The organism is Anaerovorax odorimutans, from assembly GCF_024459955.1.
Taxonomy (GTDB): domain Bacteria; phylum Bacillota; class Clostridia; order Peptostreptococcales; family Anaerovoracaceae; genus Hominibacterium; species Hominibacterium odorimutans_A.
The window spans coordinates 104,063-130,117 of record NZ_JANFXK010000010.1 but is presented as its reverse complement, the minus strand read 5'-3'; the positions used below and the strand labels follow the sequence as shown (position 1 = coordinate 130,117).

Below are 26,055 nucleotides of genomic sequence, written 5' to 3'. Positions count from 1 at the left end.
TTTCTACCTCCTTATTCGATCACACAAGTCAGATACAGTTTTTCCATCGCGCCGGTTACGGTAATCGCATCGCTGACCGCAACGGCTGCTTTGGAGCTTCCCTGCGTTACTTTTACATCCGAATCCTCAAAATTTTCGATAGCTCCCAGATCCTGCAGTCCCAGGTGATGCTGGACGATATCGTTCCATAAAGCCATTCTTCCTGCCGGATTGTTTTTGGTTTTTCCAATGTATCTGGTATTGAAAATTCCCGCAATGGAAGATGCGATCTCATCGATTACCCGGATCGTCGCGTTGCTCTGGAATACTTCGCCTTTTGTATCTGTGAAAGTTACGAGACTGTCGATGTCTTTCAGGACCCTCACATCTGAATTCACACGATGGAAAGCGAACTCGCCCGCCAGAATAGCCTTTTCAAGCTGAACCTGTGTATAATTCACATCCACATCGAAAGTGCCGTCATACAGTTTGTTGGTCAGGGACTCTTCGATTCCGCATCCTGCCGCTGCACCGGTTACCCAGTAGACCAGTGCCGTTTCTGGCACTCCGGCATCCAGCACCTTATTTTTTACATTAATCACGCCTTCATAATCCGCCGCCTGATTGTGAACCACAACCTGGAATTTTGAACCGACTTCTTCCCTCATCCGCTTTCCGAAGCTGCAGTACAGAGCCTTTATTTCCTTTTCCGTCGATGCGCAGCCAATGGTATTGAATGCGTAACCCTCAATCTGATCCAGAAAACTCTGATGGGCATCGCCGGTAACTGTGCCGTTGGTACCGCCGGTCATTGCTGTCGCTGCGGTTACATTCAGTGTCGCATTGGCCTTCCAAGTGACAAAGTCATTCTTCACCAGCTCTGCCGCTGTTTTTACGGTCTGTTCATCTACTTTTGTAGTTCCCAAAAAGGTCTGTACGTCAAATGCTTCTGCATCCTCAACGTTTGTCTGAATGGCAATCTTAATGTCGTTTCCGCGGACACCGCCGTAGCGGGCTGTGGCGAAATCATTTTGCGCCTTTACTCCGCCGCTGTTCAGCCGGTACAGATATAGCTTTGTCGCATGCAGCAGCAGCTCGTTTACATATCTTAATTTCTCATGCCCCTGCGAATATCCAAAAATGTTCAAACCATCCATCCGCAAGATTTCCGCGTCCATCTCAAACACCTGATTTTCCGGACCCCAATCCAGTTCCAATCCCATTGCCGCCACGCCGCGGGCAGACAGAAGAGACCCGCTGTTCACCGCAGAGATGAACACCATATATGATCCCGGCAGCACTTTGTTCTGCGCTGTAAAATATCCTCCTCCTAATGCCATTTACCTCACCATTCCTTTCTTAAATCTCTCGATCTCAGCATCCACCTGTTCGATCGTGTATTTCTGATCTTTTAATATTGCTTCCAGCAGATCCCGTCGATTGCTGTATTTCTGCGCAGAGAGAATCTGCTGTTTTGTATAGGCCGGTGCAATTTGGGCCGTTTCTTTTTTCTTTGTCATTTCCTTATCCTTTCATTTTTACCTGTTGCTCTAACGTTTCCATGGGATCGTCGGTCTCAGCCTTGTCCACGAACACATTGTAGTTTACGCGGAACTTCAGAACTCCATCGGCAAATTCCCCTTCCATTCCAGTACCGAAAACCTGTCTGTCACCGACTTTTACGAATTCCAGTGCCAGATACAGCCGTTCCTGCACGGCCATGCTCTCGTTGCGGGGTCTCGGACCTTCGGGAAAATATTGGACCATGAACAAATTTTCCCGGTAATACCTCTGTCCCCGAAACAGCTTGTTTTTCGGAGTTACACAGGTAATCAAAAAACAGGGCTTGATTGCATCCTGTTCCAGGTTTTCCGTATAAATTCCATAGTCCTTGCCAAAGGCTTCGCTAAGAGCCTGGGCGATCCCATCTGTCAGTTTGTTGATCATTTAACCGCCTCCGTTTTGTACACATCTCCAATTGTGTCGTCTTTTTTCCTTTTCTCCTTTTTTCGCTGCGTCAAGACTCCCTCCTTCCTTTTTCTGTTTGTGTTCCCATGGCGATTGATGCCGGAACCTTTTTAGAACAAAAGAAAAACTCCTCAATGCGGAGGAGTTTTGTTTGTTCATTTTTCTACAATACTATAATAACAGATTTAAAGTTGTCTGGTTTATCATCCTAAATAAAATATAGATTTTTGGCTATTCGATAAAGAAACTTCCCCTTATGCCTCGCATATGTAGCAGATCCTGCGTCAATGGGATATTTCGCTCTATCCACCAGATTGTCCCACACTCCCTTTCGATACTCCTCCGGCACTGTATTCAAGGCCTGCTCAATTGCTTCAATCCTCTTGGACAGATCGATTCGTTTAAGAGCGTCTCTCTCCGTCGGATTGCCAATGCGGTTTCCCCTCGGCAATCCATCCATCGGACCGCAGCCGGTCCAGATCGCATTATCGTATTCAAGCTTCATCCGTTCATAATCCCGCACCAGCCAGATAACTTGCATCCTTACGGCGCGCGGCAGCTGATATTTACTCTTCAAACTCTACTCCTCCTCATACTTCATACATCCTTCCGCCGGGCATCCTCTGCTATGCCCGACGATTCCAATATAATCGCAGATCATCATTGAACCCAGGCAGCAGCTGTATCGACAGTCCGATTTTCCGCACCTTGGTACGCAGTTTTCATCATCGTAATGGTTCATATGTTTTTTCAGGCGGCGAAGCCGTCCCCGCGGCAGTTCCGGTAAATCAGGCTCACTTTGCGTCAAACCTGCATCCAGTTCCGCCAGAATCTGTGCATTTGTTAGTTTCACTGTCACTGCCGTTTCTCCCCTTCCTTCATTAGATACTTATTTCTTTGTAGGTCCTCTTGCACGCCCTTGCTCGCAAGTCGCATTACATGCGACATTCTAATTAAAAAAATATCGCTGGCCTCTTCTTTTGACAACTTCAACTCTTTAACAATGGAATTAGCTTCTTTAATGGAAAAATTCTTTCCCGCAGAATTAAACTTTCTGTACAGCGTTGCCCGGGAAATTCCCATTCTTTTAGCCAGATCATCTATACTCAATCCATATTCCCTCATTTTTCTGCGCAATTCTTTTACATCAACCATACCTTTCCCTCCTTTCGTATTTCGCACCATATGCGACTATCTGTATCGTAAACGATTCCACTTCAAAAGTCAATATGTTTTTTGCATGATATGCAATTTTTAGTTGCAAATATGCGAACGACATGTTATCCTATAAAAAAAGAAAAGGCGGTGTGAAAATGGCAATTGGTGAAAGAATCAAGGCGAGAAGATTAGAACTTGGACTGTCCGTAGATGATCTGGCTGCAAAGCTTAAAAAAAATAGAGCTACCGTGTACAGATATGAAAGCAATGATATTGAAAATTTTCCGACTACGGTTTTGGAACCCTTGGCCAAGGCTCTGCGGACTACACCTGCCCGCTTGATGGGCTGGGACGAAGGGACTGTTCAGGAGGAAAGCGATATTTCCGCAGACTCTTGTGATAACCGCAGATTGGAGCACTATGAGAGAAAAATGTTAAACACCTTCTCCCGGCTTACGAATGACAATAAAGAAAAAGCGATTTCTTATACGGAAAATCTCTATAATATCCAGCAGCTGGATACGGAGCAGGAGACTCTGCTTAACGCTGCTCACGGGCGTACTGACATCAATATACCAGAAGGAATCGACACATCGGACGACGATGTAATGGATGATGAAAATTTTTAAACAAGTTTTACCAATGCACCGTTTTTTGTACATCGAATACTTTATAATAATACCAGGAGGTGTTAAAAATGAAGTATGAAATTCTTTTGGAGGAAGCATTTAAAGAGGGTTTAATTGTAAAAGAGAAGCCTTTAAAATATAACGACGGCCGAATAAAAGGAAATAAAGTCGCCATCAGAAAGAACATTGAAACCAATACAAAAAAAGCCTGCGTCCTTGCCGAAGAACTGGGACATCATTTTACCACTGTCGGAGACATACTGAATCAAGACGAGGTCAGCAACCGCAAACAAGAACGTGTGGCCCGCGGATGGGCCTATAATAAGCTCGTTCCTCTGGAAGACATCAAACACGCTTACCGGTCCGGTTACATCGAGTTATATGAAATGGCTGAATATCTGGAAGTTGATGAAAGTTTCCTAAAAGAATCTCTGGAATATTACCAGCAGAAATACGGGCCCGGCTTATTTCAGGAAAAGGAAGCGGACATGCTTTCGGACCTGTTGAAAATACTAGAAGAAAGAACGTGATACAATGGAGCATATCCAGGTGATCCTTTTAGATCTGCCCGCTGCGGTGCCCGGACTCACCATCAGAAATGAGGATGACTCTTACACTATTTTTATCAATGCCCGGCTGAGCAGCGATATGCAGTGCAAAGAGTATGATCGACAGATCGGGTATATTGAGGCACAGAATTACGATAAGATATATGATGTAAAAATATTGGAGCATATTGGACAGGTCGGCTAAAAGTGGCATATTGAAAAAATGTTTATATCCCATTGGAGGGGGTAAGATTGAAGCAGTGTTCTGTAACGGCTATATAAGGCCCTTGGGAACCGCTGAACACCTAAATAGTTAATTTAAGGGGAGAGCTTTCAATTATTATGGAGATTTGAATGCTTAAAGGGGTTTAGGGATTATCCAATCGTTACCGTTATAGTATTATTTATATTTTTAGGAGGAATTATGAGTAGTAATTCGAAATTGAACACCTGCAAATCTTGCGGGCAGGAGATCGAAAAAACGCAAAGACATGTCCTTCCTGTGGGGCAAAAAACCGTAAGTCGCTCTATAAACGGTGGTGGTTTATCGTAATTGTCATAATCGTTGTACTCGGCGTTATCGGCAGCGCTCTTGGCGGAAACAGTGAGTCAGGCCAAAGCGCAAATGAAACTCAAAACGCAACACAAGCCGAAACGCAAGCGAAAGAAACAACTGAGACAAAACCTGCTGTCCCAGCAGAATACAAATCCGCACTTAATAAAGCAAAACTGTATTCTGATACAATGTACATGTCAAAAGCGGGCCTCTACGATCAGCTTACATCCGAATATGGCGAACAGTTTTCTGCGGAAGCCGCACAATATGCCATAGATAATTTAGAAGCGGACTATAAGAAAAATGCTTTAGAAAAGGCAAAGCTGTATCAAAATGAGATGAGCATGTCTCCCGAAGCCATAAGAGATCAGCTTACATCAGATTACGGTGAAAAGTTTACGGAGAAGGAAGCTGATTATGCCATCAAACATTTAAATGTCAACAGAAAATCCGTCTTTATGGATAAAAGCTGTGGCTTGGAGGGGTCTGTTTTGAATTGTTTCCCGCTAAATGGGCAGATTTCAAAAAATGAACCGCTCAGACCGTTGCAAGGTTACCCATATTCTTCTTAAAACAAGGGAATATGGGTAATTTTTCATATGGCTGCTTGACTGAGCGCAGTTTTGTAACAATCACCGTATTTACCTGTATTTCTGCCTAATGAGCCAGCTTCCTTTTGTGTCTGAGCCACTTCGAGCAATATAACCTTTACGCTTCAGTTCTTTAATATTTCTTTCTATGGTGCGAGTTGTTACGCCAATCTTCTCAGCCAGCTCAGCAATTGTTACCGTTGAATTATTTTCCATCATTGAAATAATGATATTTTCCCTATTACTTAATTTCTCTCCGACATTCTCTCCGACATTCTCTCCGACATTCTCTCCGACATTCTCTCCATTACGAATTGTGGCACATAGCATGAAAGCCTCGACTTTATACTCCGGAGCCGGCAAACCGGCATCCTTCATTTCATCATACATACGGTCTATACCTTCACCAAACTCTCGAACGTATTCATATTCATGAAGCAATTCGGCAATCTTCGGATTTCTGGAAAAATGCACCTGCCTCATATTGTTCAATCGAACAGTTCCTGGCAGAGTCCCCGGGCTTTCTACCGTCAAATGATCATCAAACATTTTTATTTGGATGTCCGTTCCCTTAATGCTATAATCTCGATGCGCAACAGCGTTAACAATCAATTCTTTCCACACAAACTCCGGGTATTCCGAATCCGTTACAAATCTTCCGTCATCACCCAGATATGTATGCTCTTTGATCTGACTGCGCACAAACTCGATTGCATCATGTGTCACATCAAGAATTCTTCCAACAAAAATTCTATCCTTGATCACATTCATTTTCGTCCCTACTTTTGCCTCGGTTCCCTCATACCGTATAAACCTTACCCTTGCACGCGGAAAGAAGTTTTGCGGATCTTTTCCGAAAAGCAGAATTGCTGCTCCGCTCATCTCTTCTTTCCCGCCATGGGAAATCATAAACGTTTTATTCTTTCTTATATACTCTTCAGGCGATTTTCTATAGCCAATCTTCTCGCAATATTCTTTGACTAACTCCATGTTAATATCGCTAATATCTGAATCTGCAACCGGTTCATTTTCATAATAGCGAGCGCCTTTAGAATACAACTGCTGTAAACGTTCATCAAAGCTCAGCTTCTTTGATTTATCTCCTACACGAAGAAATGCTTCGTCCCTATGATTCGTATGCAGCTCTGAACTTTGCTCGACAAATATTAATAGCAGATGATTTGGTTTTCCCAAGCTATCAATACAGTCAACGATTTCCGTAGTCACTTGAATAGATGGTTTGCAAAAGTCAAACGGAGCGCGAAAAATTTCATTGATATTCTTTGTATAGTCATCAATACCGGTAATTATTCCATTGTCTTCAATACCTATAGCCAGTAATCCACCATCCGCATTAGCAAAAGCAATAAGATGCGTAGCAAGCCCTGTGGCTTCAATCCTTGCACTCTTCCGGTCAAACTGCTGTCGCTCCGTAGTCGTACACATACCTTCAATTGTCATATTCCTGAAATTCATTCCATTCCCTCACCCGTTAAAAATGGATCTAATAGACTTAATATCTCCCATTTGTATACCATACATACATTATAGCGTATGGAAAGATTAATTTGTGGAATATTTTCTAAACACCCATAGGCTTTAATAAAATAGGGAACAAATCTTAGTCATTACTGCTTGATCATTATAATCCTTCTAGGTAAAGATACTTCTTATTTTAGTCACGTAGTTACTATTTTGCGTTTATAAAATCATACTCTCCCAAATGTCTCAAATGCTGCTCGCATTCATAGATAGTGTCATATTCATGAATGTACACGGGTTTGGTCAGAGAAAATGATTTGGCCAAAACAGGGCAGTATGGAAGATTAGCAGATTTATGTTGTCCACTTGTCGGAAAGACATAGTTAAAACCCATGTCGGAAGCTTTAACAGATGCGCAGGAAAAATAACGTATTCCAATCAACTGATCGTATTCATCATCTTTATTTGCGCTAATTTCACTACGCACCCACTGCATTAGCAACTGTGGGATAATATATTCGGCTGCAAAAGGATCTTTCTTGTTTGTCCTTATATAAGAACAGGCAGCAATCAAAGGATACCAAAGCAAATAAGCAGCTCTAACGCCTTCACCTTCCAATAATTGGCGATAGGTGTGTCTTTTATTATTACTCTCTATTTCCACAAAGTCCTGTGGTTTAATACCCAACTCAATTACTCGAATATTAGTATTTGTGTATTCACGATCTCTCTCGAGTTTGAACAGGGATGCTAACGCAAAATCTTGATGCAAATTCAAATGTATTTCTTCACAGCATAAATTTAACGAGGTTCCTAAATATAAACTTGGGTATCCGGCTATACTGTATCGGCTTGTTGATACCTTTGACCTGAGATTATATGGAGTATGAAACACACGTACTCTTTTATAAGGCCTGTTATCATCAACACGAGCAACACGAAAAAGTTGTAAGCCGCCATCTCTATCATAATAACTATCTGATCTCTTAAACTGTTCCACAATGCTTTTGTGATAAACATTTAAGGGTTGTTCCATTAAACGCCGCATAACTTGTTCAAATGTTCCATAAGCTTTTGATGGGAACCCATTTAAATAATGATTCAAGGTTCTCGTCAACAGACCACAAGTTTTTTTTATATTACTTACATCCAGACGAATACAATTTGAATAGGGATTTTTTTCATTAGTAAGTGATTCTAATTTTTTGATATAAGAATTAAATAAAGCCCCCAAAGTCAAAGAAAAATCAGAACCATCCCATCGAATTGGTAGAGCCAGTCGCTCGTCACTTAAAATGTGCTTAAAAGTAGAACCAGAAATATCAATAATCATGATGCGCCTCCTGTGTTAATTGCCTTTGTAACCTTCTACGTATATTGTTATTTTATTAATAAAATGGCCAAAAACATAAACAATCCCGGAAGCAAGTACCTCCAGGATTGTGGATACGATGGTGGAGATGGCGAGAATCGAACTCGCGTCCGAAAGCACTTCCACGGGAGTTTCTCCGAGCGCAGCTTTTGATTTAAAGTTTCGCTTCCATGAGCGCCCAAAAGCAGGCTCTCATTTCAGCTATCCTGTTGTTCCCCTATGCTACCAGGAGCTCACATAGAGTTTTCCTGTATGTTTGACGTCAGGTTCCAAGCCTACAGGTGAACCTGGGCTGACGTTCGCGCAGAACTACGCTGCTAATGCGAAATTGTTGTTTGTTTTTTTAGCGTTTATATTTAACGTGCCCCTTTTAACGCAGACTGGGCAAACTGCGGCTCGCTGCTCCGGCTTCACTGCCCCCGTCGAAACCAAAGACATCCCCAAATTGCGGCGGAGGAATTCTCCGCCTTTGGTTAATTTAATTATACCACAATATCGTAAAATTAAAACTAATCTTCCTTCACTGCTGATATTTTTTCTTCCAATTCGCTGATCAGATCCATCTGGGCCTTGATGTCTTCACACATTGCCCCCACTGCGGCATCCACAGCCACGCCTTCCGTATACTGGTCAAAATAATACTGCCCGATCTTCTTTTCCGTTGCTGAAATCTCCGATTTAGCTGAACTGATCTTGGCTTTCAGCTTGCCGATCTCAACCATGTCACCGGCTTTGTCGGCCGCTTTGCTTGCCGTGTTTTTCGCGGCTTTTCCCGCTTTGTTTAAAAAATCCTGCATATTCGGCACCTCTCTTACTTTCTCATAGCCTGCTGCATTCTTCTGTCAGCATCTCTCTTGGCAATCGTGTTTCTCTTATCGTAATCCTTCTTGCCCCGGGCAACGGCTATCTCCAGCTTTGCCCGCCCCTTTTCATTAATATACATCCTGAGGGGCACCAATGTCAAACCTTTTAGCGTCGTATACCCAATAAGCTTGCGAATTTCCTGCTTATGTAACAGCAGCTTGCGCGGCCGCAGCGGGTCCACGTTGAACCGGTTGCCGTGCTCATAGGGACTGATATGCATTCCGTAGATAATCATTTCCCCATTTTCGATTTTCGCATAGCTCTCTTTAATATTTACCTTTCCCTGGCGGATGGATTTAATCTCCGTGCCAGTCAGCACAATCCCCGCCTCGTAGGTTTCTTCTATAAAATAATCGTGTCTGGCCTTTTTGTTATTGGCCACTACTCTCTTTTCACTCATAATCCTCATCCATCTTACTTAAAACAAACTTTTCCGATCAGTTCGCTGATCTTCAATTGGCCTACAGCCTGGTCCCGGCTGTCCAGCACCGCGCTTCTGTTGTCGCTGAGCACGAAGACCTTGCCCTTATCAACCGTAACCTTTTCCATCGAGTCCATATAGACGGGATCTGCGGCATACTTGTCAAAAAGCCGCTCGTTGATATACAGAGCGCCATCCCTGATTTCCACCCGGTCGCCCGCTGTGGCCACAACCCGCTTGACCAGCGTGCTCCCTTCGCCGTCCTCACTGTACACGCTGCATGGAAAAGCCACCACGTCTCCCTGCCCGGGCTGCCCGAAAAGATAGGCGGTTTTGTTGATCAACACATGATCGCCCTTCGTTATCGTTGGGTCCATGGAATCTCCCTGGATCGAAAGCACGGAAAAGGCGCAGGTGACAGCAAGCGCCGCGAGAATTCCCAGGAATCCTGCGGAAAAGTAAGCAATCCATTTTTTACGTCCGGTTTTCATTACACATCGTTTTCCTTTTTTTATTGTACGGCCTGATTCCCGCTCACATTGCTGCGGATATCCTGCGCATATGTACGAATATGTATGAAACCTGCGTGATTTAGTATTTAGTAAAGCCCTCCGATTTCATTGAATGGATACAGTCTGACAAAAGCCTTGCCCATGACCCTGCTTTCATCCACGCAGCCCACTTCCTCGGAACGGCTGTCCACGCTGACTCTCCTGTTGTCACCCATGACAAACAGCTGGCCGTCTGGCACTTTGAAGTCGGTCAGATCTCCCATGGTCTCACCCTCAAGCGTGTAGTCCTCCTGAAGTTCGGTACCGTTGAGAATGACCTTTCCGTCCTGAATGGTTATGGTGTCTCCCGGCAGGCCGATGATCCGTTTAATCAGCAGCTTTTTATCTCCCTTTTCGTTTTCCAGATCGGATCGAAAGACTATGATATCGCCTCGCTTTTCTTCTCCGAACCGGTATGCCTGCTTGTTGACCAGCAGATAATTATTTTCATACAGCGTAGGCTGCATGGAACTTTCTTTAACAATCGTCGGTTTTATAACCAGCGTAATGGCAATAACGATAACCAGCGCAATTAAAATATCTCTTATTAAGCCCTTCATAAATGCTAACTCCCTTATTTGTCTACTCTTCCCATGTCCGAAAACGGCCAGATGGAAAGCTGTACGTTCCCCTTTATCTCCCTCATGGGGACCGGTCCCAGCTTTTTATTGCGGCTGTCCGTATCGGACTGGCTGCGATTGTCGGAAAGCAGGAACACGTCATCCTCACTGACCGTTACTTTCAAACTGCCGTCAGCGCCTTTGATTCCGTTTTTCGTTACATATTCCTTACCGTTTCTGTAAACTTTCCCGTCTTTTATTTCAATCGTATCGCCGGGAAGCCCTACTACTCTGCCTATAATATTATCTTCTGAGACTTCCGGTGCCAGTGTTTTTTCCAAAACAACGATCTGACCCAGATCAGGCTTTCCCCGTTTGGCGGAATAAGAAGTTTTGGTGATAACTAAAACCTGTCCATCCTTAATGGTGGGTTCCATAGCAGTCCCCTCATTGATCTCGGGGGCAACGAACATAGTGAGAACAAACGCCAAAACACCTGCGACTATGTAGGGCCGGTATTTTCGCCTCCATGAGACCTTATCCTGATACTGGCTGTTCTGTGACATCTTATATTCTCCTCAACTCTATCTTAATCAAATAATTCCTTTTTTATTCTCTCAAAGGATGGCGGCAGCTGGGCGCGCACTACCTTTCCCTCCAAATACGCAAGAGGCGGCTCGCTTTTCCTGAATACCAGCTTTTCCGCGTGCAGAAGCTGGGTAGTCAGTCCAAATCTTTTTTTAACGGTTTCATTGGTTCTGCGGTTTCCGTATTTGACATCTCCTATGATGGGGAATCCCGCCTGGCTCAAATGGGCGCGGATCTGATGGGTTCTGCCGGTAATCAGCTCCACTTCAACCAGTGTAAAGCCTCCCTTTGTCCGCAGCGGCCGGGCAATCGTCTGCATCAGCTTGCCCTCTTCTGCGTCTTCAGGAAGCACTTTTACCAGATTGCGCGCTTCGTCCTTTTCCATGCGGTCGGCCAGAGTCAGAGGCTTATCCAATTTTCCCGCTACGATCGTCAGATACTGTTTGCTGATCCTGCCCCGCTCCCGAATCATCTTATTCAGAAGCTGCAGCGCGTCGCTTGTCTTTCCAAATAGCACCAGCCCTGTCGTGTTGCGGTCCAGGCGATTCACGGGAGACGGCACGAAGGTCCGTTCCCTGCCCGGATTATATTCACCCTTTTGCTGCAGATATCCGCAGACCTGATTGGCCAGCGTATTTTTCTTTTCCGCAGCATCGCCGTGGGTCAAGAGCCCAAAAGGCTTTTCCACAATAATCAGATTTTCATCCTCATAAGCGATCCCAAACTGTCTTTTGGCCGCAGGCATCTTCTTTGGCTTCAAATATTCATCGAGCTTTTCCTGGCTGACATAGAGGCTGAGTTCATCGCCCTCTTCCAGCACCGTATCGATCCCGGCACGTTTTCCATTGACCTTCACATCTTTTCGAATCAGTTTGTAGATGTGGCTCAGAGGAGCGTTTTTCAGATATTTTTTTAAAAAGCGATCCAGCCTCTGGCTGCTCTCGTTTTTTGTTATTGTTAATTTCACCATAAAATTTATTATACAACAAACAGTCGGTAAAATATATATAAATATCCAATATGTGAAGAAAATTTCATAATTTTGAGTTTGAGAAACGGGTCGAAATATGGTACTCTATTGAAGAGGTATTTGTGAAGGAGATTGTCCCATGAATAAAATAAAAGACTTTTTTTATGACAAAAATGATATCATTGTTGCTTTGATTATATTGGTTGCCGCAGCGTTCATCATATACTTGCGCATCGGCAATATCATGGCTTATCCGCAGACTTTGGTAGACGCTGCCACCACACAGCAGAGTACTGCCGCGGATCCGTCAGCCGAATCCTCTTCGGCAGCGGCCGCTGCTCCCACCGAAACAACCGCGGCTCCAACTGACGCGACCACTGCGCCGGCAACCCAGCCCGCGACTCAGCCTACCACCGCCGCACCGACCGAAACGACTGCGGCTCCAACCAACGCACCGACATGATTTGCGCATATTGCTGACGGCTCCGTTGAAAAAAGCCTGCGAAACGATCAGAATGCGAGTTCCGGTTTCTCACGGGTTCCGATATCCACAGGCCGTCTTTTTAATATTACGACTCAAGCAGCTCGATTATTTTCTGTAATCGGGCTTTTTGCTGCCCATTCATCGTAGCAGCCAGGGCTTTGAGCGTCTGCATTTGCTTAGCATAAGTTTTCTTGTCTCTCTTTATCACTGTTTTAATCTTCTTAATTTCTCTGAGAATCTCCTCGTCGCTCTTTCCCATATATTCCTTGGCCTTCGCTTCCGCCGATTCCTCCGGCAGCCCCAGCTGCCTGGCTAGATCCATAAGCACTTTATTGTCCATGTTACCCTCCGTTTTTACAAATTTCTACTACCACATATATATGCGCCAATCCTGCACAAAGACATAATATTTCACATAATATATTAAAGTTTATGAATATGGAGGTTACATAGATGAATCCTTTAGCTTTATTATTACTGGCCGCGGCGGCAGGCGGAGGCCGTATACCCGGTATGTCCGGCATGTCCGGCGGCGGTGCTCCCATCAAGCTGGACGCGGTGCTCGATCAGCTGCACGGCGCTGTCAATACTCTGGAGAAGGTCAGTGAACTGAGCCGCATGGGCAGCAGTCTCACCGGCTCCGTTTCGCTTCCTGCCCCGGCCTCAGCCCATATCCCCCTTCCCGCGGAACCGGTTCAGGAGCCGGACTTTGCGCAGCAGCCCGCCGCGCCTTCCCTGCCAAACATCGATCTGCAGAGCGCGATGCAGACCCTGGGCCCTATTTTATCCATGCTGGGCGGCGGCCAAAATTCCAAATAAATCAATAAAACAGTAGGTTTTTTCCTCCTTTCGGTGTATAATAATGATATTATGATTATGAAATAGGAGGATCGATATGGCTTTAGTAACTACAAAAGAAATGTTTGCGAAAGCATTAAAAAACGATTATGCGATAGGTGCTTTCAATGTAAATAATATGGAGATCATCCAGGGGATCGTTGAGGCCGCGAAAGAAGAGAATACCTCTCTGATCCTGCAGGTTTCCGCAGGCGCGCGCAAATACGCCAAGCCTGTATATCTGGTAAAACTCGTTGAGGCCGCCATTTTAGATACCGGCCTTGATATCGCGCTTCATCTGGACCACGGCGAAGATTTTGAAATCTGCAAGAAATGTGTGGACGATGGATTCACTTCCGTTATGGTCGACGGTTCCAAGCACCCCTTTGAAGAAAATATCCGGCTGACAAAAGAGGTCGTGGATTATGCCCACAGCAAGGGCGTAGTCGTTGAAGCCGAATTGGGCAAACTGGCCGGTATTGAAGATAACATCAACGTGGATGCCCGTTCCGCTACCTTTACCGTTCCTGAGGAAGCTGCCGAGTTCGTAGAAAAGACAGGCGTTGACTCTCTGGCCGTTGCCATCGGTACCAGCCACGGAGCATATAAATTCAAGGGTGAGCCATATCTGGATTTTGAAAGACTGAAAAAGATCCACTCCCTTATTCCCGATACCCCGCTGGTTCTCCACGGAGCATCCACCGTACTGCCGGAATTCGTAAAGAAATGCAACGAATACGGCGGCGATATCCCGGGAGCACAGGGCGTTCCTGAGGACATGATAAAAGAAGCCACCAAGCACGGCGTATGCAAGGTCAATATCGACACGGATCTGAGACTTGCCATGACCGCAGAGATCAGAAAGCACTTTGCGGAGCATCCTGCCGATTTCGATCCCAGAAAATATCTTGGACCTGCAAGAGATGCCATCAAAGGCATGGTACAGCACAAGATCAAAAACGTGCTCAACGCATCCAACATTAAATAACCAGGCAAAAAAACGCACAGACGGATCAATTCGATTCGCATGTGCGTTTTTCATTTATTTTCCCATAGGGGCTATATGCTCCGGCAGACCTGTTCAAACTGCATATCTATACGGACCATAGTAAACTTGCTCCAATGATAGGCGTTGTTTTCCAGATACCTTCCCTTATACAGATCAAATGCATGCTGATAGGATTTGGTATCGCTTTTTTCCACGCTGCGCTCAAAATCATAGAGATCACATTCAAAAGCATCAACATTAACCCTTTGACTTCCCCTTGATCCCTCCAGCAAATGGCTCAGCCCGCAGCGGCCGAGTTTTTTTCTCAGGTTATGCAGGGTAGTATGGTAGTTGGACGCGGCTTTTTCCGCATCGGCTTCGGGCCATAATGTTTTCTGTATCTTTTCACTGCTCACATTATCGCCGCGGCTGTCCACCAGAAAAGCCAGCAATTCCTTGGTTTTGGAATTCTTCCAGGGAATCGTAACACCTCTCACGGCCACCTCAAAGGAACCGAAGGTCCGAATATAGACCTGATTCCCGTTCTTCCGGCTGTTTTTTTCAATCAGCTTTTCAATGGCTTCTTCCAGCCGTTCTTTTTTTATGGGCAGGGTAAGATAGTCGGAAACCTCATATTCAAAGGCTTCCACCGCAAATCTTCCACTTTTGGAAACAAATATAATCGAGAGGGACCGGTTCAGGCCCCGAAGGATCTTCATGAATCTGAGATCATCGCAGGCCTGGGAATCCACATCGACAACGATGCCCCCAAAGCTGCCCTCCTTTTCTGCGACAAAAGAAAGGGCATCCACCGGATCCGTATATTCATATACCTTGATCTGCGGATCAATTCGTTCTATGTGTTTGGCTATCAGTAAAGCCAGTCGTTTCCTTTGGCTGAATACTACAATGCTTTTCATATTATCTCTCTTCGCTTTACTTGTTTTTATAAGTCTTATTCTTCTTTTTTCGGAAATTGCAGAACAATGCTCAGCCACCCGAAAACCGGTCCCAGCAGATTGCCGATCACAGCCCACAGGCAGCAGCTGAGTATTGGACCGCAGGGCAGATCCGGAAAAGAGCCGATGGCATACAGGGCAAACATGCTGGAATAAGCGTTGAATGCCGGAAGGCTTGCGGAAAAAATCGGAATACGCAGAGAGCACATGAGCAGGAAAACGGTCAATGCGACGAATACAATCATGTTGGGCATTCCGGTAAAACCCAGTCCATCAAAGACGTCCATGAGCCATATACATGCCGCCGCCAAAAGCGCTCCCGGGAAAACGGCCGGTACAATCTGTTTGAACGCGCTGGGGACCGCCCCCAGAGCAAAATACCAGGCCCATCCGATAAACAGCGCCCAGACAGGCAGTCCCAAACCTGAAATCGTGACCAGGCAGGAAACGCCGCCCAAAACGCCTACAACTACTTCGATAGGAATCCTTGGCTTCATAGCTGGTCCTCCTTAAACCTGGGCCGGCCTGTGAAAGGCCGGCCCCTCCGGCTTATCAGTCCACTTCTGCCAGGAGTTCTCCCGTCTTTACGGTTTGTCCTTTTTCTACGTAGATTTTTTTCACCGTTCCGTCAAAATCGGCGGGGATCTCATTCTCCATCTTCATGGCTTCGAGAATAATAACTACCTGGTTCTCTTTAATCTGATCTCCTTCTTTAACCTTCACTTCCCATATAGAGCCGGGAAGCGGCGCTGTAATCCGATATCCCATAATCGTCCATCTCCTTATCCATATAGTTTAAACAATTTTGAAAAGGTTTGCAATCTCTACCTGATTTTGCTCCAGAACCTCCTTTACGACTTTGGCTTCCTCCACAGCATTTGGAGCATCGCCATGGATGCATACCGTGCAGGCATCGATATCAATCATTTTGCCTTTGATGGTAGCGATCTTTTTCTGCGTTGCTACGGAAACTGCCCGTTTGGCGACCTCCTGCGGACTTCTGGCGATCTTCGTACGCTCTATTACCCAATTACCCTCTTCATCATAGCTCAAATCAATGAGCGCTTCGCCCACCATTTTCAGCCCCATTTCTTTTCCCTTGCCAAATGCAGGCGTGTTCGGCGGAAGCATGATATACAGCTCCGGATTATAGTCTTTCACAGCCTGCAGGAACGGTTCTATGTACTGTTCATATTCCGACACCATCCGGTACAGAATTCCGTGGGGCTTTACGTGCTGAAGCTTCAGGCCATAGGTCTTCGCTACGCCGTCAATGGCCGCGATCTGGAAGAGTGTATCGGCCCTCAGTTCCTCAGGCGTAATGTCCATCTGACGCCGCCCGAACCCCTGTTTGTCCGGCAGCCCGATATGCGCGCCTACCGCTACATCGTATTGTTTTGCCCATTTGATCGTCTGTTCCATCACCGACGGATCACCGGCGTGGAAACAGGTGGCAACGTTTGCTGAGGAAATGTATTTCATCAGCTCTTCATCACTTCCGAGCGTATAACGGCCAAAGCTTTCTCCCATGTCAACATTTACATCGATTTTAAGCATTTTCAAAACCTCCTTACACCAGGATCGAATCCATCGACAGCCACTCTCTCTGAGCCTTTCTCGCTTCGATGGCTTCCTCCAAAGTGGATAAAACAAATTTAGCGCAGTCCCTGTCCGGCGCAGCCTGGCCGATCTTCCACAGGTCTGCGTTGATGACATTGCCGCAGCACATGAATCCGCCTAAGGTTGGCCCGTCTGCGGTCAGCAGCGACGGCGTGTTCCCCGTAACGTTAATGGCACCTCTCATATTGTACGCATGGTCGATAATATTGGACGGATGCGAACCTCCGGCTCCCCCGTCCTCCCTGGCAAAGAAGTAATCGGGCAGCGGATCCAGCCTGCAGGCTGAACGATTGGAATTGACCGAGAATTTATGTCTGGCGCTGAACAGATAGTCCATTCCTTCTTCTGTCACAAAATCCGGATAAGCGTTCATCCCCGGAATCAGGCGCAGTTCAATCTCATTGGAATATTCGGGAATCCGGTCCGCTTTTACTTTCCTTCCCACCAGCTTGTCTTCGGGTTCTTTAAGCTCACCGAATTTTATCACATCGTCGGTCTTCAGGGGCCGGCCTTCAAATCCTCCGTATCCGCCGAACAGGCAGGTTGATTTGCTGCCAAGGTATACCGGCACATCAACCCCGCCGGCAGCCGTCAGGTACGCACGAAAGCCCTTTTCGCCATAGGTTCCGAATTTCAGCTTGTCCCCTTCCTTTACCTTTATGGATTCCCACATGGGGATTTCCCTGCCGTTGATTGTGGGTTTCAAATCCGCACCGGTTACGGCAATCACCGTGTCCGCCTCAAAACGGGCGCTGAACATGCCCACGGCGATTTCAATACCGGCTTCGCCGGGCTCATTGCCCACCAGCAGATTTCCCAGTTCGAGGGCTACGTTGTCCATAGCTCCTGCCGGCGCCATTCCCGCGCCCAGATAGCCCAGCCTGCCCGGCCAGTCTTCCACAACAGCCTGTACGCCTCCTTGTATGATTCTCAACATCTTCTGTCATACCTCCTTCCTAAAGTTTTGGAGCTTTTGCAAGTCCCGCGGTTCTCTTAGCATTGAAACGATCTGTCTCTGCTTTAATCTCATCGGAATTCAGCCAGTCGATATAGTCCTTGACAATAATCTGGCCGTCTTCAATATCGTACTGATAGTCCGTCTTGTCATGGACGTGTTCATAGATGTCCAGTACCTCTTTCTCCGATACCTCATAGAATTTAATTCTGTCCGCGTTCCGATACAGGAACGGCGTATCCGCAAACTGGGGATGCTTCATGGCAAACTGGAAGGTCGGTATGGTTCTGCCCATCAGCTGATACCCGCCTCCGGTCGGCGTTGTATACGTAAAAGCGCATGGCCCGCCCAGCCCCACTGCGCCTTCCGGAGTCCAGGTCCTCGGCGGATTGTACTTGGGCACTACAAGGGCGCATCTTGGGTCCAGGGGCCAGAAAAAACCTCCGCCCGGCCAGAATCCGCAGCCGCTGTTGAACCACTCGGTTTCCATAAACTTTTCTTTCGCCTCCTGTACTGTGACACCGTTGCATTGGGCAATATACTCAAGGTTGTATCCGTTTTCGCAATTGGGAGCATCGGCGCGGATCAGCTGAAGATATTTTTCTACGGCTTTCTTGGTCTCCGTATCTTCAAAGGCAACCGGCAATTTAATCAGTCTGGAGGGGATAACCATTTCTTCCAGGGAGTTCAGCTGCTCTTCACATTCCGCGATCTCATCGATCAGCTTATCAATATCCAGTACTGTGGAATCGAAATGGAACATATTGGTCCTAAGGCCGGGAACTGTCTCAATGAGCCCTTCGATCTTTTTTTCTTTTACCTGGGCGTCGATTGCGAGTATGCGGAAGGAATCCGGCACGTACAGACGCTGTTCATATCCGTATTCCACCTGCAGAAAGCCGTCTCCTGCCTGCCGGAACAGCACTTCCGTCCGTGCGTCCGTCGGAGGCAGGGACCTCAGTATGGTAGAATACGCTTTTTGTTTTTCATTCATTTTTTTCCTCCTTCTTTCGAACAAAGTTGGCTCCGCCGATTCTTTTCAGCGGTAGACTTTGTTGATATTCCAGAAATATCAACTGGTTGGCAAATCAAATAGTCAAAAAAACATCAGCATTAAACTTTAAGGTTTATTTAAGGTTATTGTACCTTAGGCAGACTGCCCTGTCAATTTATTTTCAGAATTTTGGTAATATTTTGTTAATATTTTATGGTACTAAAAAAACGGGTCCAAGAGCCCGTTTTTTTATCACAAATATTCTTTGTCTGTCATTCAATTACAGTTTATTGAATTCTTCAATCAAATGGTTTTTCATCTCCCATAATTCTTTGGAAAGGTCCACATAATACGTCTGCGGCTTTTCAAAGCGCAGAGTCTCATCCCAGAGAGTGGCTACCTGCCTGCTGCAGTATTCTTTAATTTCATCGATGGAAGGACTGTCATAGACACATTTGCCTTTATCGAATATCTGCACCCGCAAATTTTTGGCATAGAAATTATCCAGCTTTTTTCGTTTCCAGATGGCCTGCGGATCAAAGATCACGTAGCCGTCTCCCGCCGGCGCCGGCTCACCGTCCAAAGTAATAACATCAGCCATGGCCTTGTCCGTATCCCTGTCGAAGAGACGATATACAGTCTTAAAGCCAGGGTTGGTAATTTTTTCTACGTTTTCACTGATCTTGATCTTGGGGATCATCACGCCGTCCTTTTCCAGAGCTGACAGCTTGTATACGCCTCCGAACACCGGCTCGGACTTGGAAGTAATCAGTCGTTCTCCCACGCCGAAAGAATCAATGCAGGCGCCTTCCACGATTACATCCTGTATGATATATTCATCCAGAGAATTGGAAACCACGATCTTACAGTCCTCATGGCCCGCTTCGTCCAGCATCTTTCGCGCCTGCTTGGTCAGATACGCCACATCTCCGCTGTCAATACGGATACCCTTATTCTTTGGCTGCATCTCATCAAAGACGCGGATCGCCGCCGGCACACCGGATTTGAGCACATTGTAAGTATCCACCAGCAGCGTGCAGTTATCCGGGTAGATTTCCGCGTATTTGCGGAAGGCCTCGTACTCGCTGGGATACATCTGTACCCAGCTGTGCGCCATAGTACCCAGTGCGGCCACACCGTAGTCCCGGTCTGCGATAGCGCATGCCGTGCCCGCGCATCCGCCTATATAAGCGGCTCTTGCCCCGTAAATGGCCGCCGATACACCGTGGGCTCTTCTGGTTCCGAATTCCATGACCGGCCTGCCGCCGGCGGCCCTTACGATGCGGTTCGCCTTTGTCGCAATCAGACTCTGATGGTTAATCAGCAAGAGAATCATCGTTTCCACGAACTGCGCCTGAATCACCGGCCCTCTCACTGTGACCATGGGTTCTCCCGGAAAGATCGGCGTTCCTTCCTCAATTGCCCAGACATCACATACAAAATCGAAATTTCTCAGGTATTCTAAAAAGCGATCGCTGAACATGTCCTTTTCTCTCAGGAACTCAATATCTTCATCTGTAAATTTCAAGTTGTTCAGATAGTTTATAACCTGCTCCAGCCCGGCCATGATGGCATAGCCGCCTCCATCGGGGTTCTGTCTGAAGAACATGTCAAAGTAGGCGATGTCATCAGCCATATCCGACTCAAAATAGCCGTTTGCCATGGTTATCTCATAAAAGTCGGTAAGCATCGTCAGGTTCAGTTTCTCAATCATCGGGATAATTCCTCCGTTTTTCCTTTCTCTTTAATTACAACGCAAGCTGCCGCGACCACAATGATCCCGCCTATGATCTGCAGTCCGGAAATGGATTCGTTCAAAAGTATCCATCCGAAAAACGTGCTGGTGATCGGCAGGAAGTTGGAAAACAGTGCCGTAGAAGTGGGCCCCAGCACATGCAGCGATCTTACGGTAATCATAAATCCTAATCCGGCATTTACCAAGCCGAGATATATTATACCACCGATTATGGTCGGTGTAAAAGCCTGAAATGACGGCATGGTATGAATCGCGTACGGCAGGATCAACAGCGCCGTACAGATCAGCTGGGTACAGGTGAGCGTTATGCTGCTGTATCTGTCATGGAGCGAAGCGGTCAGGAAGTTATAGGCGTTCCAGGAAAAAACCGCTCCAAAGGCCAGAAGATATCCGACGATCCGTCCCTGAAAAAGCAGCTCAAAGTCCACGCCGATAATCAGAACAACGCCGAAGATGCACACGGCGATGCCGATGACCATAGCCTTGGTGACAGACCGTTTGAAGAGGACCTTTTCAATGATAATCGAAAACGCCGGCACAAATGCCAGCACAATGGACACCAGCGATACCGGAATATAATCCATAGCCGTATATTCACAGAAATAATAAATGATTTCACCGCAGATGGAGCATAGAATGAACAGCGGGATATCCTTTTTCCTTATAATGCTCTTTCTCTCTGTCTTTAATTTGATGCAGAGGACCAGCACTAGGCCGATGGAATACTTTAAAAATAAGAGCGTCAGCGGTTCCAAAAGCACCAGGGCATGCTTTGCCACTACATAATCGAAGCCCCAGGCAATGACCAGAAAGGTCATGAGCATATAGGTCAGAGTTCTTTCCTTCTTTGCCCGTTTCGACTCTTCCGCACCGCTGCCGCTGCGATCATTGGTTTCTATTACTTCTGCTTTATCTTGCGTACACAAACTTTCACCTACTTTATACAGTTACCTTAACAATGCCGTTTGATACTCATTTTACATCGAAAAGTTGCAAATTGTAAACCCCTGTATGTCGATTCCTGTCAAATTTCCCGGTAAGAAAAGCTCTGTATACGTATTTTTTCTGCGCAAGGAACAGCAGCGGCCGCAAAAGCTTCCGCTGCTGTTCTTGAAAATGTTAAAAGGTAAAGATTTAAAGTGGCTGCTATTTTGCAGTAACTTTCCATTGATACGGATAACCGGTTCCCCGGAGGATCTCAAGATAGCGCTGCGGATCCAGCTGTTCCGCGAAAATCACACCGCGCTGCGCGCCTTCTGTGATCTGCTTTGCTCCGCATACGGCAGGAAGCGCTACATTGACCAGCGTCGTTCCGAACAGATCGTAGATCGGCTGGCAGGGAGTGGTCATCTGCGGACAGTCAACCAGACAGGTTACCTGCTTTCCGTCCTTTTCGCCCTTTACTTCCGCCTGCATGGACATAAATACATGTTTATCCGTGTATTCGAACTTGGACGGGTCTTCTGTCAGGAAGGCGTTGCCGGCCTTTGGCAGAACCGCCGCGCACACGTCGATCGGTTTAATTTTCGTGCCCTTTACGTCGATCTCTTCGCTGGAAGCCAGACCCAGACTTACAAGGGCAGCCGGATGGTAGCATACGTAGTACTTAAAGTCACAGTACTGCAGTCCTTTTCCGATAGTCAGCGGCAGAGAATAAGGTTCCTCGTGAGAGTGGTGAGATACCAGCTTTTTCCCCACTGGCTCTTCAAAAGGCCACTCTTCGATTCCTGCGTAAGGCTCTACATATCCGTATTTGCCTTCATCAAAGCAGATGGCGCTGTCAGCACAGTCTTTGAGGGCCTGAATCGGCGCCCAGCCCGGATTCCAGGGAACAATGATATCATCGTACTGTCCGCCTCCGGTCTTAGCTTTTCCCAGCCGAATCTTAATGCTGTCGACCTTATCCATTTTATCGGTCTGCTCGCGGATGAGCACATTGATGAATCCCGGAGCCATGCCGCATCCCAGGAGAGCGGTCAGTCCTGCGGCTTCAAAGTCCTTGCACAGTGTCAGCTCTTCTCTGGTCTTGCCAGCTGCGATTTCTTCCCAGAATGGGGTATCGAAAGCGGAATTCACATAATGGGCCTTTGCTGTGAGCGCGCCCTTCATTACATAAGTCGCCATCCAGGGCATTACGAAGTCCATGACTACGTCCACGCCCTCCGCCAGCTGAGCTACTTCTCCCGATTTCGTGGCGTCCACAGCCGCCACCTTGATTTTAGGACTGTCTATCTTATCCGCCACCTTCTGTGCAACGGACAGGTCCAGATCCGCGAGGCGAATCTCTTCTACAGCGTTATCTCTGGCTAAAATTGATGCGCAAGGGCCTCCCTGGCCGCCTGCTCCTACGATTAAAACTTTCATTAGCCTGCTCCTTTCCTACTAACGATCTATGATCTATCTTCCCTGGTTTACCAGCTCTTTTTTCATAGCTGCGTCCCAGTCGTCGCTTCCCAGCAGTTCCTGTTTGGTTACTCTTACATACATTTCACGCTTAGCTGCTTCTTCAAAGAAGGGAACCGGCGGAATGCACAGCTCAGGTGCCAATGCGCCCTTTGCGGTGATGACGCCTTTTCTCAGCAGCTCTGTCGCCCATGCGGCCGCTCCGCCGATGTATACCTGCGCGCCCATCAGTTCCGGCCATTCCTTAACCGGTCTGCAGATCATATCCAGCTCATACTGAACCTTCTTGCCGTCCTTCGTTCCAATGGCAACGGTCTTGATTACGTCGCAGTCATTAATCTCTGCGTTAGGATCGTCCGGCTGCAGTTCCATCAGCTTCTTAAGAATTTTAACCGGTTTGATATCATGGCCTTCAAAGTTAACGGTTTCCTGCTTGCTGAATCCCAGACCGTGGAGGAATTTAAGCGTATTGAGCACTTCTTCGCTGAATCCCAGCTTGTATCTGCAGTTCTTCAGACCTTTATCTTTGAAGGATTCCGGAATCGTACCCTGTTCGGAGTGCATCAGATAATATGCGTACTGTTCGCCGATTGGTTTCGGATACTGAACCATAACGCCGCCGCTTCTCGGTTCTACTTCCACGTATTCGCCGTCGATGTACTGGATCGGCTTCATGTGGAATTCGTCCATGATGGTTTCGATGGAATATGTAACCTCAAAGGTCTTTTCGCTCTTGCCCCAGTCGTCGCAGCCGCAGAAGAAATCGATGGTGTCGATTGTATCCAGCTGTTCCGCTGCCCATGCCGCGCATACGTTGGTAACGCCCGGAGTTCCGCCGATACCGATGATCGCCAGCAGGCCGGCATCCTTGAACTGCTGATCATATTTCACCTGTTTTACAGTCTCTACATAGAGTCCGCCGATATCGATGTAATCTCTCTTGGCTTCCAGACAGGCTTCCATGATCGCGCAGTTATAGTAGTAATTTACAATATTGATGCAAACGTCATGCGCCTTGATCAGTTCCACAAGAGCAGGCTTATCGTTAACATCGCAGAACACCGGATCAACCCTGTGTCCGTATTTGGAGTTACACAGGTCCGCAACCTTTTTTGCCTGATTGACATCAAAATCTCCTAAAGTGATCTTTTCAATATTCTTATTCCACGCCAGATCCAAAGTTGTTGCAATACCCTGCAGTCCTGCGCCTAATACGAGTGCTTTCATTTTAAAATCCTCCTTTAATTCTCTTCAAAGTTTCTCTAACTATTTACAATGCGAATCCGCATATGATAAACCCAATAAATGCCAGTCCGGCGGAAATAATCGCGTATGGGAACTGTGTAAACGCATGTTCCAGATTTTCAATTCCGCAGGTCTGCGAAGTAAGTACCGTAGCGTCCGAATAGAAGCACGCATGGCTTCCGAAGGTTCCTCCGGAAATGATAGCGCCGAATACGACCAGCGGATTGGCCCCGCCTGCCAGTGCCAGCGGAATGAGGATCGGAACCGTGAGAGCCGGAATTCCCCAGTTGCTGCCTGTAACAAAGGACAGCCCCGCTACTACAATGAATGTGATTGCCGGGAACAGCGCTCCGTTCATGTACGGCAGTACGGCGTTGATTACAAAATCAGGCAGACCGATCCCATCCATGGAAAGCTTTACGGTCAGCGCTCCGATGGTGATGAACATCATTGGCACCATGGAAGCGAATCCGGAAGCAAAGGATTCGCAGAAATCTCCGAATGAAATGGCTTTGGTCGGCAGATACATGATGGCCATCACCACCAGGGCCGTCGCCAGGCCGATCAGCAGGTCATCGGTATATAAGGTCACTGCGATTACCACTGCCAGAGGAATGATAAAGTACAAAATGTGTCCCTGCTCTTCTTCATCAGAAATTCCTTTGTCTTCCATCAGCTTATCGAACTCCGTTATACCCTGATTGTATTTGTCGCTCTGCTCCGAGTAAACTCTTCCTGTTTCCTGTACCCGTTTATATGCTTTTTTCATGCCGAAGATTTTCGGTATGACACCCAGGATTACCAGCGGTACTACGATTACGGCCATCCAGCCGTATAAAATGAATGGAATGGATGACATATAAATGTCCATTCCGCTTCCGTAGGAAGCCATCCCCGCTTCGTCTCCGACTACGCCCGCATAGAATACGGCCCATGTGGAGAGAGGAATCAGCACGCAGACCGGAGCTCCTGTGGAGTCAATCACGTAAGCCAGCATTTCTCTCGGGGTCTTCTGTCTGTCGCAGGTTTCCCGAAGGGATGTGGATATAGTTAAGATATTTAAGTAATCATCCATAAATACGATAATTCCCAGTATCCATCCGATAATTAATGTTTTCTTCTCCGAGTTGGCGAACCTTCTCACAAATCTTCCGAAACCATAGGAGCCTTTCGATCTCTGCAGCAGGAAGGTATACCCTCCCAGAAGACCGAATACCAGGACCATCCATATGTTCTCAGCAGCTGTTGTGGAAAATCCGTCCAGCGTCGCACCCAGAACGCCCCATTTGTCTGTCATGAAAAAACCGATGACCGCACCGATCAAAAGTGCTTCAAAGGTCCTTTTCGTCACTAACGCAAAGATGATAATGACAATGGGAGGAATCAAGGTTAGTATTCCGAAATTATCCATATCGTTTTCCTCACACCTTTCTTTACTTCTCCAAGCAATAACGTCCGTTTCTTTCCGCCGCATGCAGGCTGCCCGGATATACTTGCGGAAATTTATGTGCACGCCCCTATATAGAGCAAGAACAGTGCCAACTCTCCCAAATGCTTCCAACCATTGAAATTCAGCCA

General features: G+C 46.7%; 33 protein-coding genes and 1 other RNA gene. 7 read left to right on the top strand and 27 right to left on the bottom strand.

Features of this window, described 5'->3' with window-relative positions; translation table 11 throughout:
• Positions 1-11: 11 nt before the first annotated feature.
• The 6 genes from NE619_RS10305 to NE619_RS10280 form a co-directional block, all read right to left on the bottom strand.
• On the bottom strand, positions 12-1,319 hold the full coding sequence (locus NE619_RS10305; RefSeq protein WP_256132333.1) for a phage tail sheath family protein: 1,308 nt from the start codon (positions 1,317-1,319) through the stop codon (positions 12-14).
• Positions 1,320-1,499, bottom strand: coding sequence for a hypothetical protein (locus tag NE619_RS10300; RefSeq protein WP_256132332.1), 180 nt, complete (start codon positions 1,497-1,499; stop codon positions 1,320-1,322).
• Positions 1,500-1,503: 4 nt separating this feature from the next.
• Positions 1,504-1,926, bottom strand: coding sequence for a phage tail terminator family protein (locus tag NE619_RS10295; protein ID WP_256132331.1), 423 nt, complete (start codon positions 1,924-1,926; stop codon positions 1,504-1,506).
• Positions 1,927-2,155: 229 nt separating this feature from the next.
• Positions 2,156-2,524 carry a hypothetical protein gene (locus NE619_RS10290; protein WP_256132330.1) on the bottom strand — a complete coding sequence of 123 codons (369 nt, stop codon included), beginning with the start codon at positions 2,522-2,524 and terminating at the stop codon, positions 2,156-2,158.
• A gap of 3 nt (positions 2,525-2,527) precedes the next feature.
• A complete protein-coding gene (locus tag NE619_RS10285) occupies positions 2,528-2,806 on the bottom strand; it encodes a hypothetical protein (RefSeq protein ID WP_256132329.1) in 279 nt (92 codons plus the stop codon).
• On the bottom strand, positions 2,803-3,102 hold the full coding sequence (locus tag NE619_RS10280; protein ID WP_256132328.1) for a helix-turn-helix domain-containing protein: 300 nt from the start codon (positions 3,100-3,102) through the stop codon (positions 2,803-2,805). The genes NE619_RS10285 and NE619_RS10280 overlap by 4 nt, the downstream gene beginning before the upstream one ends.
• A 158-nt stretch (positions 3,103-3,260) precedes the next feature.
• Here NE619_RS10280 and NE619_RS10275 point away from each other — a divergent pair, with 158 nt between their 5' ends.
• The 4 genes from NE619_RS10275 to NE619_RS10260 all read left to right on the top strand — a co-directional run bounded on the left by NE619_RS10275 (position 3,261) and on the right by NE619_RS10260 (position 5,410).
• Positions 3,261-3,734 carry a helix-turn-helix domain-containing protein gene (locus NE619_RS10275; protein WP_256132327.1) on the top strand — a complete coding sequence of 158 codons (474 nt, stop codon included), beginning with the start codon at positions 3,261-3,263 and terminating at the stop codon, positions 3,732-3,734.
• Positions 3,735-3,802: 68 nt separating this feature from the next.
• Complete coding sequence (locus tag NE619_RS10270) at positions 3,803-4,264, top strand: ImmA/IrrE family metallo-endopeptidase (RefSeq protein WP_256132326.1); 462 nt, start codon at positions 3,803-3,805, stop codon at positions 4,262-4,264.
• Positions 4,265-4,268: 4 nt separating this feature from the next.
• Positions 4,269-4,487 (top strand): hypothetical protein, encoded by a 219-nt coding sequence (locus NE619_RS10265; protein ID WP_256132325.1) that lies wholly within the window; start codon positions 4,269-4,271, stop codon positions 4,485-4,487.
• Between the two features lie 254 nt (positions 4,488-4,741).
• Positions 4,742-5,410, top strand: a complete 669-nt coding sequence (locus NE619_RS10260; RefSeq protein WP_256132324.1) for an Ltp family lipoprotein — start codon at positions 4,742-4,744, stop codon at positions 5,408-5,410.
• 69 nt (positions 5,411-5,479) lie between these two features.
• Here NE619_RS10260 and NE619_RS10255 read toward each other — a convergent pair whose 3' ends face one another.
• The 9 genes from NE619_RS10255 to NE619_RS10215 form a co-directional block, all read right to left on the bottom strand.
• Positions 5,480-6,904, bottom strand: a complete 1,425-nt coding sequence (locus tag NE619_RS10255; protein WP_256132323.1) for an ATP-binding protein — start codon at positions 6,902-6,904, stop codon at positions 5,480-5,482.
• Positions 6,905-7,118: 214 nt separating this feature from the next.
• Positions 7,119-8,243 carry a hypothetical protein gene (locus NE619_RS10250; RefSeq protein WP_256132322.1) on the bottom strand — a complete coding sequence of 375 codons (1,125 nt, stop codon included), beginning with the start codon at positions 8,241-8,243 and terminating at the stop codon, positions 7,119-7,121.
• A 119-nt stretch (positions 8,244-8,362) separates the two neighbouring features.
• Positions 8,363-8,724: a transfer-messenger RNA gene (ssrA, locus tag NE619_RS10245) on the bottom strand.
• A gap of 67 nt (positions 8,725-8,791) precedes the next feature.
• The gene (locus tag NE619_RS10240; protein WP_256132321.1) at positions 8,792-9,079 is read right to left on the bottom strand and encodes a hypothetical protein; all 288 of its coding nucleotides are present in this window, start codon (positions 9,077-9,079) and stop codon (positions 8,792-8,794) included.
• A gap of 14 nt (positions 9,080-9,093) precedes the next feature.
• Entirely contained in the window at positions 9,094-9,546 is a 453-nt protein-coding gene (gene smpB / locus NE619_RS10235; protein ID WP_256132320.1) for an SsrA-binding protein SmpB, read from the bottom strand.
• Between the two features lie 14 nt (positions 9,547-9,560).
• Positions 9,561-10,058 (bottom strand): signal peptidase I, encoded by a 498-nt coding sequence (gene lepB, locus NE619_RS10230; protein ID WP_256132319.1) that lies wholly within the window; start codon positions 10,056-10,058, stop codon positions 9,561-9,563.
• 107 nt (positions 10,059-10,165) lie between these two features.
• Complete coding sequence (gene lepB / locus NE619_RS10225) at positions 10,166-10,678, bottom strand: signal peptidase I (RefSeq protein WP_256132318.1); 513 nt, start codon at positions 10,676-10,678, stop codon at positions 10,166-10,168.
• 14 nt (positions 10,679-10,692) lie between these two features.
• Positions 10,693-11,244 carry a signal peptidase I gene (gene lepB / locus NE619_RS10220; protein WP_256132317.1) on the bottom strand — a complete coding sequence of 184 codons (552 nt, stop codon included), beginning with the start codon at positions 11,242-11,244 and terminating at the stop codon, positions 10,693-10,695.
• Positions 11,245-11,267: 23 nt separating this feature from the next.
• Entirely contained in the window at positions 11,268-12,236 is a 969-nt protein-coding gene (locus tag NE619_RS10215; protein ID WP_256132316.1) for an RluA family pseudouridine synthase, read from the bottom strand.
• Between the two features lie 139 nt (positions 12,237-12,375).
• On the opposite strand from NE619_RS10215, the gene NE619_RS10210 reads away from it, so the two are divergent.
• On the top strand, positions 12,376-12,699 hold the full coding sequence (locus tag NE619_RS10210; protein ID WP_256132315.1) for a FeoB-associated Cys-rich membrane protein: 324 nt from the start codon (positions 12,376-12,378) through the stop codon (positions 12,697-12,699).
• 106 nt (positions 12,700-12,805) lie between these two features.
• On the opposite strand, the gene NE619_RS10205 is transcribed toward NE619_RS10210, so the two are convergent.
• A complete protein-coding gene (locus NE619_RS10205) occupies positions 12,806-13,060 on the bottom strand; it encodes a hypothetical protein (RefSeq protein WP_256132314.1) in 255 nt (84 codons plus the stop codon).
• Positions 13,061-13,173: 113 nt separating this feature from the next.
• Between NE619_RS10205 and NE619_RS10200 the strand changes: the two genes are divergently transcribed.
• A complete protein-coding gene (locus NE619_RS10200; protein WP_256132313.1) occupies positions 13,174-13,539 on the top strand; it encodes a hypothetical protein in 366 nt (121 codons plus the stop codon).
• Between the two features lie 76 nt (positions 13,540-13,615).
• Complete coding sequence (gene fba, locus NE619_RS10195; RefSeq protein ID WP_256132312.1) at positions 13,616-14,545, top strand: class II fructose-1,6-bisphosphate aldolase; 930 nt, start codon at positions 13,616-13,618, stop codon at positions 14,543-14,545.
• Positions 14,546-14,616: 71 nt separating this feature from the next.
• Here fba and NE619_RS10190 read toward each other — a convergent pair whose 3' ends face one another.
• The 11 genes from NE619_RS10190 to NE619_RS10140 form a co-directional block, all read right to left on the bottom strand.
• Positions 14,617-15,465, bottom strand: a complete 849-nt coding sequence (locus NE619_RS10190) for a response regulator (protein ID WP_256132311.1) — start codon at positions 15,463-15,465, stop codon at positions 14,617-14,619.
• A 35-nt stretch (positions 15,466-15,500) separates the two neighbouring features.
• A complete protein-coding gene (locus tag NE619_RS10185; protein ID WP_256132310.1) occupies positions 15,501-16,001 on the bottom strand; it encodes a DUF1097 domain-containing protein in 501 nt (166 codons plus the stop codon).
• 55 nt (positions 16,002-16,056) lie between these two features.
• Positions 16,057-16,272, bottom strand: a complete 216-nt coding sequence (locus tag NE619_RS10180; protein WP_256132309.1) for an acetyl-CoA carboxylase biotin carboxyl carrier protein subunit — start codon at positions 16,270-16,272, stop codon at positions 16,057-16,059.
• Positions 16,273-16,299: 27 nt separating this feature from the next.
• On the bottom strand, positions 16,300-17,061 hold the full coding sequence (locus tag NE619_RS10175) for a 5-oxoprolinase subunit PxpA (RefSeq protein ID WP_256132308.1): 762 nt from the start codon (positions 17,059-17,061) through the stop codon (positions 16,300-16,302).
• Positions 17,062-17,074: 13 nt separating this feature from the next.
• The gene (locus NE619_RS10170; RefSeq protein ID WP_256132307.1) at positions 17,075-18,061 is read right to left on the bottom strand and encodes a biotin-dependent carboxyltransferase family protein; all 987 of its coding nucleotides are present in this window, start codon (positions 18,059-18,061) and stop codon (positions 17,075-17,077) included.
• Positions 18,062-18,080: 19 nt separating this feature from the next.
• Positions 18,081-19,073, bottom strand: a complete 993-nt coding sequence (locus tag NE619_RS10165) for a carboxyltransferase domain-containing protein (protein WP_256132306.1) — start codon at positions 19,071-19,073, stop codon at positions 18,081-18,083.
• Positions 19,074-19,353: 280 nt separating this feature from the next.
• On the bottom strand, positions 19,354-20,787 hold the full coding sequence (locus NE619_RS10160) for a nicotinate phosphoribosyltransferase (RefSeq protein ID WP_256132305.1): 1,434 nt from the start codon (positions 20,785-20,787) through the stop codon (positions 19,354-19,356).
• A complete protein-coding gene (locus NE619_RS10155; protein ID WP_256132304.1) occupies positions 20,784-21,755 on the bottom strand; it encodes a DMT family transporter in 972 nt (323 codons plus the stop codon). The genes NE619_RS10160 and NE619_RS10155 overlap by 4 nt, the downstream gene beginning before the upstream one ends.
• Before the next feature lie 220 nt (positions 21,756-21,975).
• Entirely contained in the window at positions 21,976-23,193 is a 1,218-nt protein-coding gene (locus NE619_RS10150) for a saccharopine dehydrogenase NADP-binding domain-containing protein (RefSeq protein WP_256132303.1), read from the bottom strand.
• A gap of 33 nt (positions 23,194-23,226) precedes the next feature.
• Positions 23,227-24,459, bottom strand: coding sequence for a saccharopine dehydrogenase family protein (locus NE619_RS10145; protein ID WP_256132302.1), 1,233 nt, complete (start codon positions 24,457-24,459; stop codon positions 23,227-23,229).
• Between the two features lie 43 nt (positions 24,460-24,502).
• Complete coding sequence (locus tag NE619_RS10140) at positions 24,503-25,888, bottom strand: Na+/H+ antiporter NhaC family protein (protein WP_256132301.1); 1,386 nt, start codon at positions 25,886-25,888, stop codon at positions 24,503-24,505.
• Between the last annotated feature and the right edge of the window lie 167 nt (positions 25,889-26,055).